The 15,936-nt window shown below is 74.5% G+C and carries 14 protein-coding genes; 2 read left to right on the plus strand and 12 right to left on the minus strand.

From position 1 onward, the window contains the following. Positions 1 to 7 precede the first annotated feature (7 nt). The 6 genes from proB to ACVJO7_RS10920 form a co-directional block, all read right to left on the minus strand. On the minus strand, positions 8 to 1,126 hold the full coding sequence (gene proB, locus ACVJO7_RS10895) for a glutamate 5-kinase (RefSeq protein WP_491672762.1): 1,119 nt from the start codon (positions 1,124 to 1,126) through the stop codon (positions 8 to 10). A gap of 7 nt (positions 1,127 to 1,133) precedes the next feature. Next, on the minus strand, positions 1,134 to 2,633 hold the full coding sequence (gene obgE / locus ACVJO7_RS10900; RefSeq protein ID WP_491672763.1) for a GTPase ObgE: 1,500 nt from the start codon (positions 2,631 to 2,633) through the stop codon (positions 1,134 to 1,136). 98 nt (positions 2,634 to 2,731) lie between these two features. After that, positions 2,732 to 2,989, minus strand: coding sequence for a 50S ribosomal protein L27 (gene rpmA / locus ACVJO7_RS10905; RefSeq protein WP_344020530.1), 258 nt, complete (start codon positions 2,987 to 2,989; stop codon positions 2,732 to 2,734). A gap of 12 nt (positions 2,990 to 3,001) precedes the next feature. Beyond that, positions 3,002 to 3,307, minus strand: a complete 306-nt coding sequence (gene rplU / locus ACVJO7_RS10910) for a 50S ribosomal protein L21 (RefSeq protein WP_085913209.1) — start codon at positions 3,305 to 3,307, stop codon at positions 3,002 to 3,004. 175 nt (positions 3,308 to 3,482) lie between these two features. Beyond that, the gene (locus ACVJO7_RS10915) at positions 3,483 to 7,172 is read right to left on the minus strand and encodes a translation initiation factor IF-2 N-terminal domain-containing protein (RefSeq protein ID WP_491672764.1); all 3,690 of its coding nucleotides are present in this window, start codon (positions 7,170 to 7,172) and stop codon (positions 3,483 to 3,485) included. Between the two features lie 169 nt (positions 7,173 to 7,341). Beyond that, the gene (locus tag ACVJO7_RS10920) at positions 7,342 to 8,160 is read right to left on the minus strand and encodes a TIGR03936 family radical SAM-associated protein (protein ID WP_344020536.1); all 819 of its coding nucleotides are present in this window, start codon (positions 8,158 to 8,160) and stop codon (positions 7,342 to 7,344) included. Positions 8,161 to 8,510: 350 nt separating this feature from the next. Here ACVJO7_RS10920 and ACVJO7_RS10925 point away from each other — a divergent pair, with 350 nt between their 5' ends. Next, complete coding sequence (locus tag ACVJO7_RS10925; protein WP_491672765.1) at positions 8,511 to 9,032, plus strand: OsmC family protein; 522 nt, start codon at positions 8,511 to 8,513, stop codon at positions 9,030 to 9,032. A 3-nt stretch (positions 9,033 to 9,035) separates the two neighbouring features. Here ACVJO7_RS10925 and ACVJO7_RS10930 read toward each other — a convergent pair whose 3' ends face one another. From ACVJO7_RS10930 to ACVJO7_RS10945, 4 genes are all read right to left on the minus strand, one after another. Next, a complete protein-coding gene (locus ACVJO7_RS10930; protein ID WP_344020541.1) occupies positions 9,036 to 9,596 on the minus strand; it encodes a GNAT family N-acetyltransferase in 561 nt (186 codons plus the stop codon). Further along, entirely contained in the window at positions 9,589 to 11,568 is a 1,980-nt protein-coding gene (locus ACVJO7_RS10935) for a TIGR03960 family B12-binding radical SAM protein (RefSeq protein ID WP_491672766.1), read from the minus strand. Before ACVJO7_RS10935 ends, ACVJO7_RS10930 begins: the two co-directional genes overlap by 8 nt. A gap of 60 nt (positions 11,569 to 11,628) precedes the next feature. After that, positions 11,629 to 12,081: a hypothetical protein gene (locus ACVJO7_RS10940; protein ID WP_491672767.1), complete on the minus strand. Its 453-nt coding sequence runs from the start codon at positions 12,079 to 12,081 to the stop codon at positions 11,629 to 11,631. A gap of 72 nt (positions 12,082 to 12,153) precedes the next feature. Continuing rightward, positions 12,154 to 12,966: a helix-turn-helix domain-containing protein gene (locus ACVJO7_RS10945; protein ID WP_491672768.1), complete on the minus strand. Its 813-nt coding sequence runs from the start codon at positions 12,964 to 12,966 to the stop codon at positions 12,154 to 12,156. 121 nt (positions 12,967 to 13,087) lie between these two features. Between ACVJO7_RS10945 and ACVJO7_RS10950 the strand changes: the two genes are divergently transcribed. Continuing rightward, a complete protein-coding gene (locus ACVJO7_RS10950) occupies positions 13,088 to 13,504 on the plus strand; it encodes a nuclear transport factor 2 family protein (RefSeq protein ID WP_491672769.1) in 417 nt (138 codons plus the stop codon). Between the two features lie 47 nt (positions 13,505 to 13,551). Here ACVJO7_RS10950 and ACVJO7_RS10955 read toward each other — a convergent pair whose 3' ends face one another. Beyond that, positions 13,552 to 14,748: a fatty acid desaturase family protein gene (locus tag ACVJO7_RS10955; protein ID WP_491672770.1), complete on the minus strand. Its 1,197-nt coding sequence runs from the start codon at positions 14,746 to 14,748 to the stop codon at positions 13,552 to 13,554. An 85-nt stretch (positions 14,749 to 14,833) separates the two neighbouring features. Continuing rightward, positions 14,834 to 15,895, minus strand: a complete 1,062-nt coding sequence (locus ACVJO7_RS10960; RefSeq protein WP_491672771.1) for a ferredoxin reductase — start codon at positions 15,893 to 15,895, stop codon at positions 14,834 to 14,836. Between the last annotated feature and the right edge of the window lie 41 nt (positions 15,896 to 15,936).

The following is a 15,936-nucleotide window of genomic DNA, read 5'->3' on the forward strand; positions in this document are numbered from 1 at the left end:
GCGGCCGCTACTGGACCAGCACGAGATCGTCGGCGTGCACCAGCTCGCGGCGCTGCTCGGGCGGCAGCTCCCGGGTCCGGCGACCGATCATCGACGGCAGCTCGGCGGCGTCGTAGGAGACGACGCCGCGGGCGATCGGCCGGCCGTGCGGCGCGAGCAGCTCGACGACGTCACCGGCGACGAAGTCCCCGGAGACGCCGTGCACCCCGGCGGCCAGCAGCGAGCGGCGCCGGGTCCGGACGGCCTCGACGGCGCCGTCGTCGAGATCGAGGGCGCCCCGGACGTCGGCGGCGTGCCGCAGCCAGAACCGCCGCGCGCTCATCCGGCGGCCGGAGGCGCGGAACGCGGTGCCGACCTTCGGGCCGTCCGGGCCGGTGTCGACGGCGGCGGCGGCCTCCTCGGCCGAGGTCAGCAGCACCGGGATCCCGGCAGCGGAGGCGGTCGCCGCGGCGGTCACCTTGGTCGCCATCCCGCCGGTGCCCAGGCCGGAACCGGGCCGGGTCACACTGATCCCGGCCAGCTCGGCCGGCTCCTCGACCTCGCTGACCAGCGACGATCCGGCGGCCCGCGGGTCGCCGTCGTAGAGCCCGTCGACGTCGGAGAGCAGCACCAGCGCGTCGGCGCCGACGATGTGCGCGACCAGCGCCGCGAGCCGGTCGTTGTCGCCGACCCGGATCTCGGCGGTCGCGACGGTGTCGTTCTCGTTGACGACCGGCAGCGAACCGAGCTGGAGCAGACGCTCCAGGGTGCGCTGGGCGTTGCGGTAGCTGGCCCGGCGGATCATGTCGTCGGCGGTGAGCAGCACCTGCCCGATGCCCTGGCCGTGCCGGGCGAACGACGCCGAGTAGGCGTGCGCCAGCAGCAGCTGCCCGACCGAGGCGGCGGCCTGCTGGGTGGCGAGATCGCGGGGCCTGCGGCGCAGCTGCAGCGGTGCGAGCCCGGCCGCGATCGCCCCGGACGACACCAGCACCACCTGGCTGCCGGCGTCGCGACGGGTCATCAGGGCGTCGACCAGGGCGTCCAGCCGGGCCGGATCGAGACCGCCGGTGAGGCTGGTGAGCGACGACGACCCGACCTTGACGACGATCCGGCGGGCCGCACCGATCGCGGACCTGGTCGTGCTCATGCCACGTTCACCGTTCGATCTCGTGGTCCGATGCGTAGCGGGCGCCGGCCGCGAGCTCGGCGTCGGACAGGTGCGCGCGGCGCGCCGCACGGGCCTGCTTGCGCTCGGAGGCGCCGACCCGTTCGGTGTTCTCCAGCCGCACGTCGGTGCCCCGCCCGGTGAGCAGCGCCGCGACCCCGGCAGGCGTCGAGGGCTCCCAGTCGAAGGTCATGTCGCCGATGGTGACCGGGCAGCCGGGCACCGCGCCCGCCTTCGCCAGTGCCTCCTCGACGCCGAGCCGGGCGAGCCGGTCCGCGAGGTAGCCGACGGCCTCGTCGTTCTCGAAGTTGGTCTGCCGGATCCAGCGCTCGGGCCGCTCGCCGCGCACCACGAACCCGCCGTCGAGCCCGGTGTCCGGCTCGATCGTGAATCCGGAGTCGTCGACCGCCCTCGGCCGGATCACGGTGCGGGTGGGCTCGGCGTCGGGCTGCGCGGCGCGGGCCGCCGCGACCCGCTCCGCCATGGCGAAGCTGAGCTCGCGCAGCCCGGTCCGGGAGGCGGTGGAGATCGCGAAGATCGGCCAGCCGAACCGATCGGCGAGATCGGCGCGGACCATCTCGACGAGATCGGCGGCGTCCGGCACGTCGATCTTGTTCAGCGCGATCATCCGGGGCCGCTGGTCGAGCCGCTCGCCGAGCGCGCTGGTGCCGAGCTGGTCGGCGTAGTGCGCGAGCTCGGCCTCCAGGGCCTCGATGTCGGAGACCGGATCGCGCTCGGTCTCGAACGTCGCGCAGTCGACGACGTGCACCAGCACCGAGCAGCGCTCGATGTGCCGGAGGAACTCCAGGCCGAGCCCGCGCCCGTCGGCGGCGCCCGGGATCAGCCCGGGGACGTCGGCGACGGTGAACGTCGCGTCGCCGGCGCTGACCACGCCGAGCTGCGGGACGAGCGTGGTGAACGGGTAGTCGGCGATCTTCGGCCGGGCCGCGGACAGCGCGGCGACCAGCGAGGACTTGCCGGCGCTGGGGAACCCGACCAGCCCGACGTCGGCCAGCGAGCGCAGCTCCAGGGTGAAGCTGACCTCCTCGCCGGGCTCGCCGAGCAGTGCGAACCCGGGCGCCTTGCGCGCGGTGGAGGCCAGCGCGGCGTTGCCGAGCCCGCCGCGGCCGCCCTCTGCGGCGACGAACCGGGTGCCCGGGCCGACCAGGTCGGCGACGATCTCGCCGTCGGGATCGAGGATCACCGTGCCGTCCGGGACCCGCAGCTCCAGATCGGGGGCGTTGGCGCCGTTCTTGAACGAGCCCTGCCCCTGGGTGCCGCTGCGGGCGGTGGCGTGCGGGCGGTGGTGGTAGTCGAGCAGCGTGTGCACGCCGGGATCGACGACCAGCACGACCGAGCCGCCGCGGCCGCCGTTGCCGCCGTCCGGCCCGCCGAGCGGCTTGAACTTCTCGCGGTGCACCGAGGCGCAGCCGTTGCCCCCGGCGCCCGCGGTCGCGTGCAGCACGACGCGGTCCACGAAGCGGGACATGGGTGCCTCCTCGTTACAGTGATGACACGACGAACGGCGGGTCCCCCAGTAACCGGGGTGACCCGCCGTCGGCGTCGTGGACGTGCTGGGCGGGTCGCTCAGACCTCGGCCGGCACGATGTTGACGGTCTTGCGGCCGCGCTTGGAACCGAACTCCACGGTGCCGGCCGCGAGGGCGAACAGCGTGTCGTCCTTGCCGCGACCCACGTTCACACCCGGGTGGGTGCTGGTGCCGCGCTGGCGGATCAGGATCTCGCCGGCCTTGACGGTCTGGCCGCCGAAGCGCTTCACACCCAGGAACTGCGGGTTCGAGTCGCGACCGTTGCGGGAGCTGGACGCACCCTTCTTGTGTGCCATGACGCAGGCTCCTTACTTGCCGATCGCGGTGACCTGGACCTTCGTCAGGGGCTGACGGTGGCCCTGACGCTTGTGGTACCCGGTCTTGTTCTTGAACTTGTGGATCCGGATCTTGGGACCCTTGGTGTGCTCGACGACCGTGGCGGTCACCGCAGAGGTGAGGCCCGACACGTCCGTGGACACCTGGTCGCCGTCGACGAGCAGCACGGCGGGCAGGCTGATCTCCGCACCGGGCTCACCGTCGAGCTTCTCGACGGTGACCACGTCGTCGACGGCCACCTTGTACTGCTTTCCGCCGGTCTTGACGATCGCGTACATCGCTGACGCACGACTCCTGAAATTCGGGGGCGCTTGCTTGCGCTCGGTCTTCACAGCTCGCGCCGAACCCGGCGCGCACGCCACTGGACTGTGTCGATCCCGGCCAGGCAGGCCGGGACACAGAGGCGTGGCTTCTGTCGGTCAAGGGTACGCGACCCCGTCGCCGGGGCCACACTCACCCCCCGTCCTGGGGCGGACCCCCGGGACGGGAGGCCGCCCTGCGTGCACGACGCGGACGGGACACCACCGCCGGCGGCTCCGGCTGGTCGGGGACGGCAGGTGCGGCGGGGCCGTCCTGTCGCTCCGACGCGTCCGGGCCCGGGGTGGGGGTCGTGATGACGACCGGTTCGACGGTCGCCGCCGGGGCGCCCGCCGTCCGGCTGACCCGGCGACGGCGCGGGGCGGGCTCGGCCGCGCTCCCGCCGGTGTCGCCGGTCGTGAGCCCCGCAGGCGGGGCGGCGGTCGCCTGCTCCGCGGGGGGCGCAGCGGGAGCCGCGGGGGGCGCAGCGGGATCGGCCGGGGCGGCCGAGGCCGCGGTGCCGGTCACCGCCGCTGCGGGGCCGGCGGTACCGGCGTCGGCCGCGGCGGAGCCGGGCGCGCCGACAGCACCGACGGGAGCGTCAGCCGCACCGGACTCGGCAGTGCCGGACCCAGCCGCACCGGAACCGGCGGTGCCGCTCGCACCGGCCGTGGTTCCGTCGGCGGCCGTACCCGCGGCAGCGGGCGCACCCGCGGATCGCGTCGCGGCGCGGCGGCGCCCACCGGCCCGCCCGGTCCTCGGCGCCGAGCCGGTCAGCTCGCCGACCGGCTCGGCCACGGAGGCGTCGTCCGGATCGGTGGCAGGCGCGGGCGCCGGCGCCGGGTCGGTCGCCGTCGCGGCGCCACCCCCGGCAGCCGGTCCGGCGGAGACTCCCCCGGCACCCGGACCGGCCGGGGCGCCACCGGCCCCCGGGCCGGCCGGGGCACTACCGGCCCCCGGGCCGGCCGGGACGTCATCGGCCCCCGGGCCGTCGGTGCCGGGCTCGTCGTCGCCGCGCACACCGAGACCGGCGGCGACCGCGGCCACCCCGGCGACGGCCGAGCTGGTGTCGACGGCCCGGTCACCGTTGCCGTTGCGCTCGGAGCCGTTGCGGTCCGCGGTGGTCTCCTGCGACTCGTCCGGCTGCCCGTTCCCGGGCTCGCCGTTCGCGCTGCCGCCCCGGCGGCGCCGGCGGCGACCGCCGCCGTCCTCACCGCTGCCGCTGCCCCGGCCACTGCCGCTGTCCCGGCCACTGCCACTGCCACTGCCACTGCCACTGTCCCGGCCACTGTCGCGGCCGTTGGCACTGTCGCGGCCGTTGCCGTTGCTGCTTCCGTTGCCCTGGGAGCCGTTGCCCTGGGAACCGTTGCCCTGGGAGCCGTTGCCGCCACCGCCGGACCCGCGGCCGTTGCCGTTGGCGCTGCCGTGCTCGACGGGGTCGGTGGAGACGATCACGCCGCGCCCGCGGCAGTGCTCGCACGGGGTGGAGAAGTGCTCCAGCAGGCCCCCGCCGACCCGCTTGCGGGTCATCTGGACGAGCCCGAGCGAGGTCACCTCCGCCACCTGGTGGCGGGTGCGGTCGCGGGCCAGGCACTCGGTGAGCCGGCGCAGCACCAGGTCCCGGTTGGCCTCGAGCACCATGTCGATGAAGTCGACGACGATGATCCCGCCGATGTCGCGCAGCCGCAGCTGGCGGACGATCTCCTCGGCCGCCTCCAGGTTGTTCCGGGTGACGGTCTCCTCGAGATTGCCGCCGGAGCCGGTGAACTTGCCGGTGTTGACGTCGACGACGGTCATCGCCTCGGTCCGGTCGATCACCAGGGTGCCGCCGGAGGGCAGCCAGACCTTGCGGTCCAGCGCCTTGAGCAGCTGCTCGTCGATCCGGTGCTCGGTGAACACGTCGGACGGGCCGGTGTGCCGGTGCATGCGTTCCGCCAGTTCCGGTGCGACGTGCCGGACGTAGCCGGAGACGGTCTCCCAGGCGTCGTCACCGGAGATGATCAGCTTCGAGAAGTCCTCGTTGAACTGGTCGCGGACGACCTTGACCAGCATGTCCGGCTCCTCGTAGAGGAGCGTCGGCGCCTTCGGCGCACCCTTGCCGGTCCGCTCGGACTTCTCCTTGACGATCTCCCACTGCGCCTGCAGCCGGCGCACGTCGCGCTCCAGGGCCTCGTGCGAGACGCCCTCGGACGCCGTCCGGATGATCACGCCCGCCTCGGCCGGGACGATCTCCTTCAGCATGTCCTTGAGCCGCTTGCGCTCGGTGTCGGGCAGCTTGCGGGAGATGCCCGCGGCACCGCCGGAGGGCACGTAGACCAGGAACCGGCCGGCCAGCGAGATCTGGGTGGTCAGCCGGGCGCCCTTGTGGCCGACCGGGTCCTTGGTGACCTGAACGAGCACCTGGTCGCCGGAGGACAGCGCCTGCTCGATCTTGCGGGCCTTGCCGTTCAGGCCGGCCGCGTCCCAGTTCACCTCGCCGGCGTAGAGCACCGCGTTGCGGCCGCGGCCGATGTCGACGAACGCCGCCTCCATCGAGGGCAGCACGTTCTGCACGCGGCCGAGGTAGATGTTGCCGACCATGCCGGCGCCGGTCGAACCGCCGCCGGTGATGAAGTGCTCGACGAGGACGTCGTCCTCCAGCACGCCGATCTCGGTGCGGTCGGCGAGCTGCCGGATGACCATCTGCCGGTCGACCGACTCGCGGCGGGCCAGGAACTCCGCCTCGGACAGGATCGGCGGGCGGCGCCGGCCGGCGTCGCGGCCGTCCCGGCGGCGCTGGCGCTTGGCCTCGAGCCGGGTGGAGCCGCGGACGCTCTGCACGCCGTCGTCGGCGGCCGAACCGCCGCCGGACTGCTCCTGCCGCGCCTCGCGGACCTTCGTGACGGTGTTCGGCGGGTCGTCCTCGGAGCGGTCCTCGACCTCGGAACCGCCACGCCGGCGGCGCCGGCGGCGGCGCCGCGAGCCGGACGACTGATCGTCGCCCCCGCCGTCGGAGCCGTCGGAGCCGTCGCTCCCGCGGTCGGAGCCGTCGTCGGTGTCGTCGTCGCCGGCGGACCGCTCGGCCTCGTCGGCTGCGCCGTCGTCGTCGCCGGACTCGCCGTCGCCGTCGTTCTCGCCCAGGTCGTCGCCGCCCTTGCCGCGGCCACGGCCACGGCGGCCGCGCCGGCGCCTGCGGCGGGCGCCCTCGTCGTCGTCGTCATCGGTGCCCGCGTCGGGGCCCGGGTCGGGCTCACCGGTGGTCGTGTCGCCTGCGGCCGGGGCGTCCTGCTCGTCGGCGGACGGCGCGCCGGCCCGGTCGTCGTCCCGCTTGCTCTTGCGGCCCCGGCGCTTCCTGCCGCCGGTCTCCTCCTCGGCGGCGGGGGCCTCCGGCTCGGCGGGAGCCGCGGGAGCAGGCGCCGGCGTGGTGGGCGCCTGGAACATCGGCATCGCGAACACCGGGGCGAGCGGCGCCGCGGCCGGCTCCGGCCGGTCGCCGGACCGCCCGGACGGCTCGGGCGTCCCGGACGGCTCGGGCGTCCCGAGGTCCTCCTCGGCAACCGGCTCCGGCGCGGCCGCGGCCGACGGGGCCTCCGGCTCCGCAGGCTGCACGGCCTCCGGTGCCGGGTCCACCGCCGGGGCCAGCGCGGCGGCGACCTGCTCGGCCGTCGCCCGGGTGATGCTGGACTGGGCGCTGCGGATCTCGTGGCCCAGTCCGCTCAGGGCGCCCAGGACGTCCCGGCTGGCCCGGCCGAGCAGCTTGGCCAGTGCGTGGACCCGCATCTTGTCCGGCAGGTCCTGGATGGGCGCGGGCTCCGACACACCGGAGGGCCCGCCGGTGCCACCGGCGGGCGCGTCGTTCACGGACATTCAGCTCCTTCGCCCCCGGGCGCCTCACGTCGGAGGCGGCCACGCAGGGACCTTGCGCGTACTCGTTCCGCAGCTCGCGCGGGTGCGCGGTGCGGCACATCTGGTGTCGCTGCCCCGGATCTCCGGGGTGGTTGCTCGACGACGCGCCGGCAGCTCCTCGCCGCCCGTGTCAGGACGTTCCGGGCCGGCCCCGGGTCGCCGGTGCCGATCCGAGCGGATCCACCAGGTCGCCCCCGTCGTCGAGCAGGCCCTGCGCCAACCGGGTGGCCGTCACCGGAACCGGTGGCGTCAGGTCTGCGACAACGCTGAGCGCACCCAGCACGTCATCGGGTCGAACGGTCGGTGTGGTCTGCCGAACGACCGCCGTCAGTATCGCACAGCCGGTGGCCGCCTCCGGGGAACCCGCCGCCTCGGCCGCGGCATGATCGGCCGGCTCGCCGTTCACCTGCGGTTCGACCGCCAGCGCCACGAGCGCCGCCCGGACGTCGATCTCCTTGCGCCCGGACGGTGTGACCCGGGTCACGACGACCGAGTCCCGCTCCAGGAGCGCGGCCGCCGCGGAGGCGACCTCCTCGTGCGGCACGCCGCGGATCTCCAGCCGCCACCGGGCCGCGTCGATCCGGTCGGCCAGCGCCGGCGGCTCGGCGACCGCGACCGCCAGCACGTCCAGCCCGTCCGGCAGTGCCCGGTCCAGCGCCGCCCGGACCAGCTCGGGATCGACCTCGCGGGTCAGGCCCATCTCGACGTACTCGGCCTCGCTGGCCGCACCGGTCGGCGCCGCCCCCACCCAGGACAGCCGCGGATGCGGGCTGAACCCGTGCGAATGCGACACCGGGACGCCGGCCCGGCGCACCGCCCGCTCGAAGCTGCGGGCGATGTCGCGGTGCGACAGGAAGCGCAGCCGGCCCCGCTTGGCGAAGCGCAGCCGCACCCGCTGCACCGTCGGTGGTGCCGGGTTCGCCGCCGCTCCCGCCTTCACGCGTGCCATGCCCGGGAGTCTAGGAGCCCCCGCCTGCCGCGGGCGCCGCGCGGTAGCGGTCCGGGTCCTCGCGACCACGTCCATGATCGCCGTCGTGGTGCGTCCGGCCACGCGGATCGCGGCCCTGCGCACCGGCACGGCGATCACATCGCTGTCCGGACGGGTGTCCCGGCCGGCGGACATCGCGTCGCACCCGCTCCCGGGACGTCGTACGGTCACCGACGTAACGATCCCCCCTCGAGGAGACGCGATGTTCGTCGGCGTGCGACGGCGCCACGTGGACCTGCTCCGCACCGCGAGCGCGACCTGTCGCGCCCGCCGCAGCCCCGACCCGTCGCCCCCTTCCGAGAGGACCTCCCGTGACCAGCACCCAGACCCCGCGTGACGCCGCGCTGAGCGAGATCGTCACCGCCACCACCCGCGCCGTCGACGCCGACCCGGACAACGCGCACGCGCTGTTCCGGGCCACCGGCTCCGGCGGCGACGGGGTCCGATCCGAGATCCGGATCGGCCGCCACGACGTGGTCGTCGACGAGCCGCCCGCGCTCGGCGGCGACGACGCCGCCCCGAACCCGGTCGAGTTCGCGCTCGCCGGGCTGCTGTCCTGCCAGGTCGTGACCTACCGGTTCTGGGCGGCGAAGCTGGGCATCCCGTTCGACGACGTGCAGGTCGACGTCGAGGGCGATCTCGACGTCCGCGGCTTCTTCGGCCTCGACGACGGCGTCCGGCCCGGCTTCGGCGAGGTCCGCCTGGTCGTCGACCTGCGCGGCCCCGCCTCCGACGAGGACTACCGGCGGCTGCGCGAGACGGTGGACGCGCACTGCCCGGTGCTCGACCTGTTCCGCAACCCGACGCCGGTCAGCACCGCCGCACCGGCCTGAGCGCTACTGCTCCAGCACGAGCAGCGTGTCGCCGGCGGGCCGGAACCCGGCCCGCCGGTAGAACGCCGTGCTGCCCGCCGTCGGGGCCAGCATCAGCCGCCGGTAGCCGCGGTCGCGGGCGTGCGCGACGACCGCCGCGAGCAGCGCGCGCGGCACCCCCGCCTCGGCGAACGAGCCGAGCACGAACGCGTTGCCGACCTGGCCGGTCCGCGTGCCCCGGCCGCCCGGGCGCGGCATCTGCACGGTCTCCAGCACGTTGATCGAGCCGATCGGGGTGTACCCGGCGCGCTCGCTGCCCGCCTCGGCGATCCAGAACGCCCGGCGCGGCTGCTCGACCCGCCACCAGGCGGCGAACGCCTCCTCGAACCCGGGATCGGCCACCGGCCGGCCGGCCCGCTCCTCCAGCCACTGCCTGCGCAGCCGGGCCAGCCCGGCGACGTCGCGCTCGTCGGCGACCCGCACCCGCAGGCGCCTGCCGCCGTGCTCCCACTCGGAACCGCGGGCGCCCGAGCCCGGATCGGGGATGGAGGACAGGCCGTTCGCCGCTCCGGTCGTCTCAGTCACCCGATCCCTGCCGAGACCCCGGCGCCATCGCGCCCGCCGACGCCGTCGGGTTCACCACGGTCAGCGGCAGCAGCGTGGTGCCGCTCGGGCCCACCTCGATGTCGGTGCCGGTGGACGGGCACACGCCGCAGTCGAAGCACGGCGTCCAGCGGCAGTCGTCCTGCTCGCGGCCGGCCAGCGCGTCCTGCCAGTCCTCCCAGAGCCAGTCCCGCTCCAGGCCGGAGTCGAGGTGGTCCCACGGCAGGATCTCGTCGGCCTCCCGCTCGCGGGTGGTGTACCAGTCCAGGTCGACGCCCATCGGCTCCAGCGCCTCGGCCGCCGAGTCCACCCAGCGCCGGTAGGAGAAGTGCTCGGACCAGCCGTCGAACCGGCCGCCGTCGCGCCAGACGCGCTCGATCACCGCGCCGACCCGGCGGTCGCCGCGGGCGAGCAGTCCCTCGATCAGCGAGGGCTCGCCGTCGTGGTAGCGCATGCCGATGTTGCGGCCGATCTTCCGGTCGGCGTTGACCGCCTCGCGCAGCTTGCGCAGCCGGGCGTCGACGACCTCGGGATGGCACTGCGACGCCCACTGGAACGGGGTGTGCGGCTTCGGCACGAACCCGCCGATCGAGATGGTGCAGCGGACGTCGTTGCGGCCGGACGCCTCCCGGCCCGCCTTGATGACGCGGTGCGCCATGCCGGCGATCTCCAGCACGTCCTCGTCGGTCTCGGTCGGCAGGCCGCACATGAAGTACAGCTTGACCTGCCGCCAGCCCTGCGAGAACGCCTCGGCACAGGTGCGGATCAGATCGTCCTCGGACACCATCTTGTTGATCACCCGGCGGATCCGCTCGGAACCGCCCTCGGGGGCGAAGGTGAGCCCGGAGCGGCGGCCGTTGCGGGAGATCTCGTTGGCCAGGTCGATGTTGAACGCGTCCACCCGGGTGCTCGGCAGCGACAGCGAGGTGTTGGTGCCCTCGTAGCGGTCGGCCAGGCCCTTGGTGACCTCGGCGATCTCGGAGTGGTCGGCCGAGGACAGCGAGAGCAGGCCGACCTCGTCGAACCCGGACGCGCGCACGGCGTTGTCGACCATCTCGCCGATGCCCTGCAACGAACGCTCCCGGACCGGCCGGGTGATCATCCCGGCCTGGCAGAACCGGCAGCCACGGGTGCAGCCGCGGAAGATCTCCACCGACGCCCGCTCGTGCACCGTCTCGGCCAGCGGGACCAGCGGCTTCTTCGGGTACGGCCAGTCGTCCAGCTCGACCGTGGTGCGCTTCTGCACCGACGCCGGGACCCGCTCGTCGGCCGGGGTGACCGAGGCGATGGCGCCGTCGGCGCGGTAGCCGACGTCGTAGAGCGACGGCACGTAGCAGCCGGGCGTCCCGGCCAGCCGGACCAGCAGCTCGCGGCGCCCGCCGGGGCGGCCCTGGGCCTTCCAGTCCCGGACGACGTCGGTGATGTCCCCGACGACCTCCTCGCCGTCGCCGATCGCGGCCACGTCGACGAAGTCCGCCACCGGCTCCGGGTTGAACGCGGCGTGCCCGCCCGCGACGACGACCGGATGGGTCTCGTCCCGGTCCGCCGCGTGCAGCGGGGTCCCGGCGAGATCCAGCGTGGTGAGCAGGTTCGTGTACCCGAGCTCGGTGGAGAACGAGACGCCCAGCAGGTCGAAGTCGCCGATCGCGTGGTGCGCGTCGACGGTGAACGCCGGGACCCCGTGCTCGCGCATCAGCGCCTCGAGATCGGGCCAGACCGCGTAGCAGCGCTCGGCGAGCGCGTCGTCCCGCTCGTTGAGCACCTCGTAGAGGATCTGCACGCCCTGGTTGGGCAGGCCGACCTCGTAGGCGTCCGGGTAGAGCAGCGCCCACCGGACCTGCACCGAGTCCCACGGCTTGACCTGCGAGTTCCCCTCACCGCCGACGTACTGCACCGGCTTCGAGACTCGGGGCAGGATCGACTCGAGGGCGGGGAAGACGGAGGTGGGTGCCACGCTGAACCAGGGTAGCCCCGTCCGAACCGGACGACCCGGCGGGTCGGCGCGGTCGCCGGCTCAGTGCACGATCGGCCCGCTGCCCGGCGCCGGGCCGGGCCCGCCGGCACCGCTGCGGGGTGCGGGCCGGGCGGCGGCCGCACCCGGCCGGGCCACCAGCGCCGCGACCAGCAGCACCGCCCCGATCGCCGTCCCCACCTGCATCAGCACGAGATCGGCGATCCCACCGGAACCGAGCAGGCCGTACGCCGTGCGCGGGTCCAGCATCGACAGCGCGCCGAGGGCCAGCAGGGCGGCGCCCGCGGTCACCGGCGCGGCGGGCAGCCGGTGCGCGGCCCCGGCGAGCACCCCGAGCACCGCACCGCCGAGCAGCACGGTCAGCGCGCCGACCGGCAGGTCCTCCAGGCGCATCATCATCATCGCCCGGCGGGTCGACTCCAGGCCGTGGCCGAGCAGTGCGACCCCGATCCCCACCCCGACGAGCCCGCCGACCACCCCGTTGACCGTCCGCATCGCGACTCCCCCACCGGCGTTCCCCCAGGACGGAACGGACACCAACCAACCGGTACCCCGCTCCGGACACGTTCAGGACAACTCCCCTGATATCGCCTGCAGTGCCGCGCGGGTGGCGTCGTCGGCGGGCAGGAAGGTCTCCAGTGCCAGCTCGGCGAGGGTGACGTCGTGCGGCGCACCGAAGGTCGTCATCGTCGAGTGGAACGCCAGCGGCCCGGCCGGTGAGTCGAGCAGCATCGGGAGCAGCACGTCCGACCCGGGCGACGGCAGCGCCGTCGCCGGCGGGGCCGGGTAGCCGCGGCACTCGTCGAGCAGGGCGCCCAGTCGCGGGTCCGCGGTGACCCGGACCTGCCGTTCCAGGCGGTGCAGCAGGTGCTCGCGCCACTGCGCGAGGTTCCGGATCCGCGGCGCGAGGCCACCCGGGTGCAGGCAGGCCCGGTAGACGTTCACCGGCGGCCCGAGCGCGGCCGGATCCAGCCCGTCGAGCAGCGCGGCGACCGACCGGCCGGCCAGCTGCACGTCGCCCCATCGGTCGACGACCAGCGCCGGATACGGGTCGTGCGCGGCGACCAGCCGGTCCAGCGCCTCCCGGACCGGTGCGAGATCCGGGTCGTCGAGCGGGCGCTCGGCGTAGGCGGGCGCGAACCCGGCGGCCAGCAGCAGCGCGTTACGCTCGCGCAGCGGGATCTCCAGCTCCGCGGCCAGTGCGCCCAGCAGCTCCCGGCTCGCACCGGAGCGGCCGGTCTCGACGAAGCTCAGGTGCCGGGTGGAGACGCCGGCGGCGAGCGCCAGGTCCAGCTGGCTGCGGCGCCGCCGGGCCCGCCAGAACCGGAGCATCTCCCCCGGCCCGGCGTTCCGGGACGGCCGGACGTTCGCGCTGGTCACCGGGATCACGCTAGCCGCGCCCCGGCCCGGCGACGACTACCTCGCGGGTCATCGCCGCGCCCACCGGTGCACCGCACGCTGGGCAGCGACCGGCACGACACCGACCAGCAGGGAGCGCACCGTGACCGACCGGACGACCGACCCGACGACCAGCCATACGACCGACTTCGCCGCGCTCGCCCAGCGCTACGTCGACGCCTTCAACGAGACCGACCCGGCCGCCCGCAGGCGGCTGGTCGCCGGCCTGTTCACCGCGGACTGCCGCTACGTCGATCCGCTCGCCGACGTGACCGGGCACGACGGCGTCGACGGCTTCCTCGGCGTCGCCCAGGACCGGATGCCGGGATTCGAGTTCCGGCTGCTCGACGCCGTCGACGCGCACCACAACCGGGCCCGGTTCCGCTGGCAGGCCGCGCCGCCGGAGGTGTACGCGACCGGCGCCGAACCACCGGTGATCGGGTTCGACGTGGTCGTGGTGGACGCCGACGGCCGGATCGGCCAGGTGCACGGGTTCCTCGACCGGGTGCCCGCGCACTGAGCCTGCGCACCGGGCCGGCGCACCGGGCCGGCACACCGGAGCCGTGCTCAGCGCTTCCCGTTGGGCAGCGCCAGCCGGTTGATGGTGCCGAGCACCTGCAGGTACTGCGTCCAGAGCGGGCCGGAGGTGTACTCCAGGCCGTACTCCTCGCAGAGCGCCCGCACCTCGGGCGCGATCTCGGCGTAGCGGTTGCTCGGCAGGTCCGGGAACAGGTGGTGCTCGATCTGGAAGCTGAGCTGGCCGGTCATCAGGTGGAAGAACCGGCCGCCGTCGAGGTTCGCCGAGCCGAGCAGCTGACGGACGTACCACTCGCCACGGCTCTCCTCCGCCAGCTGCTCCTCGGAGAACTGCACCGCACCCGCCGGGAAGTGCCCGCAGAAGATCACCGCGTGCGACCAGATGTTGCGCACCACGTTCGCGGTCAGGTTCCCGGCCAGCACCGGCAGGAAGAACGGGCCGGCCAGCGCCGGGAACGCCAGGTAGTCCTTGAACACCTGCCTGCCGGTCTTGCGGCCGATCGACTTCACCTGCTGCCACACCCGCGACCAGGGCTTCTGCCCCGCGAGGACCTTCTCGACCTCCAGGTCGTGCAGCGCGACGCCGTACTCGAAGAACAGGCTCAGCAGGAAGTTGTAGAGCGGATTGCCCAGGTGGTATGGCGTCCAGCGCTGCTCCTCCGAGAGCCGCAGGATCCCGTAGCCGACGTCGCGGTCCTTGCCGACCACGTTGGTGTAGGTGTGGTGCAGGTAGTTGTGCGAGTGCTTCCACTCCGTCGACGACGAGACGTTGTCCCACTCCCAGCTCGACGAGTGGATCTTGGGGTCGCGCATCCAGTCCCACTGGCCGTGCATGACGTTGTGCCCGATCTCCATGTTCTCCAGGATCTTGGCGATCGAGAGCATAGCCGTGCCGGCGATCCAGGCCGGGGGCAGGACACCGGCGAACAGCAGCGCCCGGCCGCCGATCTCCAGCGCCCGCTGCTTGCGGATGACGTCCCGGATGTAGGCGGCGTCGGACGCGCCGCGCTCGTCGAGGATGCGGTCCCGGATCGCGTCGAGCCGGCGGCCCAGCTCCTCGATCTGCTCGGCGGTCAGCCGGGTGGTGGCCTGCACGTCCTCGCGCCGGCTGGAGGGCACGAGCTCCAGCACCGGGCGCTGCGGCTGCCGGACGGCGGTCGTCTCCTCCGGGCCGGGCTCGTGGCCGGGCTCCCGGCCGGTGACGGACGTGTCGAGCGTGGCGGTCATGGCGGACCTCCTCGGGTCTATGTGGCGCCGGGCCGGACGATCCGGACCCCGGTGACGGTGCTGCGGGCCGGGACGGGCCCCGCGGTCAGGGCAGGTCGATGCTGGCCGGCCCGCAGGCGGAGTTGACGCAGGTCTGGACGAGATCGCCGGGCTCGCCGTGCGCCTGCCCGGTCCGCAGGTCGCGGACCCGGCCCTCGCGCAGCGGCAGCACGCAGCCGAAGCAGATCCCCATCCGGCAGCCGCTGGGCATGATCCGCCCGGCGGACTCGCCCGCCTCCAGCAGGCTCTGGCCCGGCTGCACCTCGACGGTGCCGGTACCGAGCTCGACGGTGCCGCCGGTCCCCTCGACGGCCCGTGCGGGCGGGGTGAACCGCTCGACGACGACGTCGTCCCAGGCGTCGGTGAGGGCGTCGAGCAGCCCGTCCGGGCCGCAGGCGTACACCGTGCGATCGGCCCGGTCCGGGACCGCCGCGTCCAGGCTCGCCGGATCGAGCCGGCCGGTGACCCCGCTGTGCCGCTGCACCACGCGCAGTCCGGGGTGCCGGGCGGCGAGCCCGGCCAGCTCGGCGGCGAAGATCGTGTCCTCGGGGGTGCGGGCACTGTGAACCAGCACCGTGTCGGGCATCGGCGCGGCGCCCGCGTCGAGCGTGCGGAGCATGCTCATCACCGGGGTGATCCCGCTGCCCGCGGTCACGAACAGCAGCCCGGCCGGCAGCGGATCGGGCAGGGTGAACCCGCCGTCGGCCTGCTCCAGGTCGACCACGGTGCCGATCGGGAGATCGCGGACGAGCTTCGTGGAGACCACCCCGCCCGGCACCTCCTGCACGGTGACGGTGAGGTAGCGGGCCCCCTCCGGGGAGGACAGCGAGTAGCTGCGACGGTGCCGCACCCCGTCGACGTCGATCCCGACGCCGACGTACTGGCCTGCCCGGTGCCCGCCCCAGGCCCGCCCGGGCTCGATCGTGACCGACACGGCCCGGCCGGTCTCCCTGCGCCGGGCGACGACCCGGCCGCGCAGCGACGTCGTCGACCACAGCGGGTCGAACAGGGTCAGGAAGTCCTCGGGCAGCAGCGGCGTCGTGAGTGCGCTCGCAGCGGCCAGCAGACGCCCGGGCCGGCCGGGCGCCGGAGCAGCGGAACGGAACATGACATCAACTCTGCACAACTTGATGTCACATAGCAAGTCGC

Source organism: Pseudonocardia sp. DxW, from assembly GCF_058448985.1.

Bases quoted from the DNA above. Each gene is read 5' to 3' on its own strand.
- proB (WP_491672762.1), bottom strand. From the start codon at position 1,126: ATGAGCACGACCAGGTCCGCGATCGGTGCGGCCCGCCGGATCGTCGTC.
- obgE (WP_491672763.1), bottom strand. From the start codon at position 2,633: ATGTCCCGCTTCGTGGACCGCGTCGTGCTGCACGCGACCGCGGGCGCC.
- rpmA (WP_344020530.1), bottom strand. From the start codon at position 2,989: ATGGCACACAAGAAGGGTGCGTCCAGCTCCCGCAACGGTCGCGACTCG.
- rplU (WP_085913209.1), bottom strand. From the start codon at position 3,307: ATGTACGCGATCGTCAAGACCGGCGGAAAGCAGTACAAGGTGGCCGTC.
- ACVJO7_RS10915 (WP_491672764.1), bottom strand. From the start codon at position 7,172: ATGTCCGTGAACGACGCGCCCGCCGGTGGCACCGGCGGGCCCTCCGGT.
- ACVJO7_RS10920 (WP_344020536.1), bottom strand. From the start codon at position 8,160: ATGGCACGCGTGAAGGCGGGAGCGGCGGCGAACCCGGCACCACCGACG.
- ACVJO7_RS10940 (WP_491672767.1), bottom strand. From the start codon at position 12,081: ATGCGGACGGTCAACGGGGTGGTCGGCGGGCTCGTCGGGGTGGGGATC.
- ACVJO7_RS10955 (WP_491672770.1), bottom strand. From the start codon at position 14,748: ATGACCGCCACGCTCGACACGTCCGTCACCGGCCGGGAGCCCGGCCAC.
- ACVJO7_RS10960 (WP_491672771.1), bottom strand. From the start codon at position 15,895: ATGTTCCGTTCCGCTGCTCCGGCGCCCGGCCGGCCCGGGCGTCTGCTG.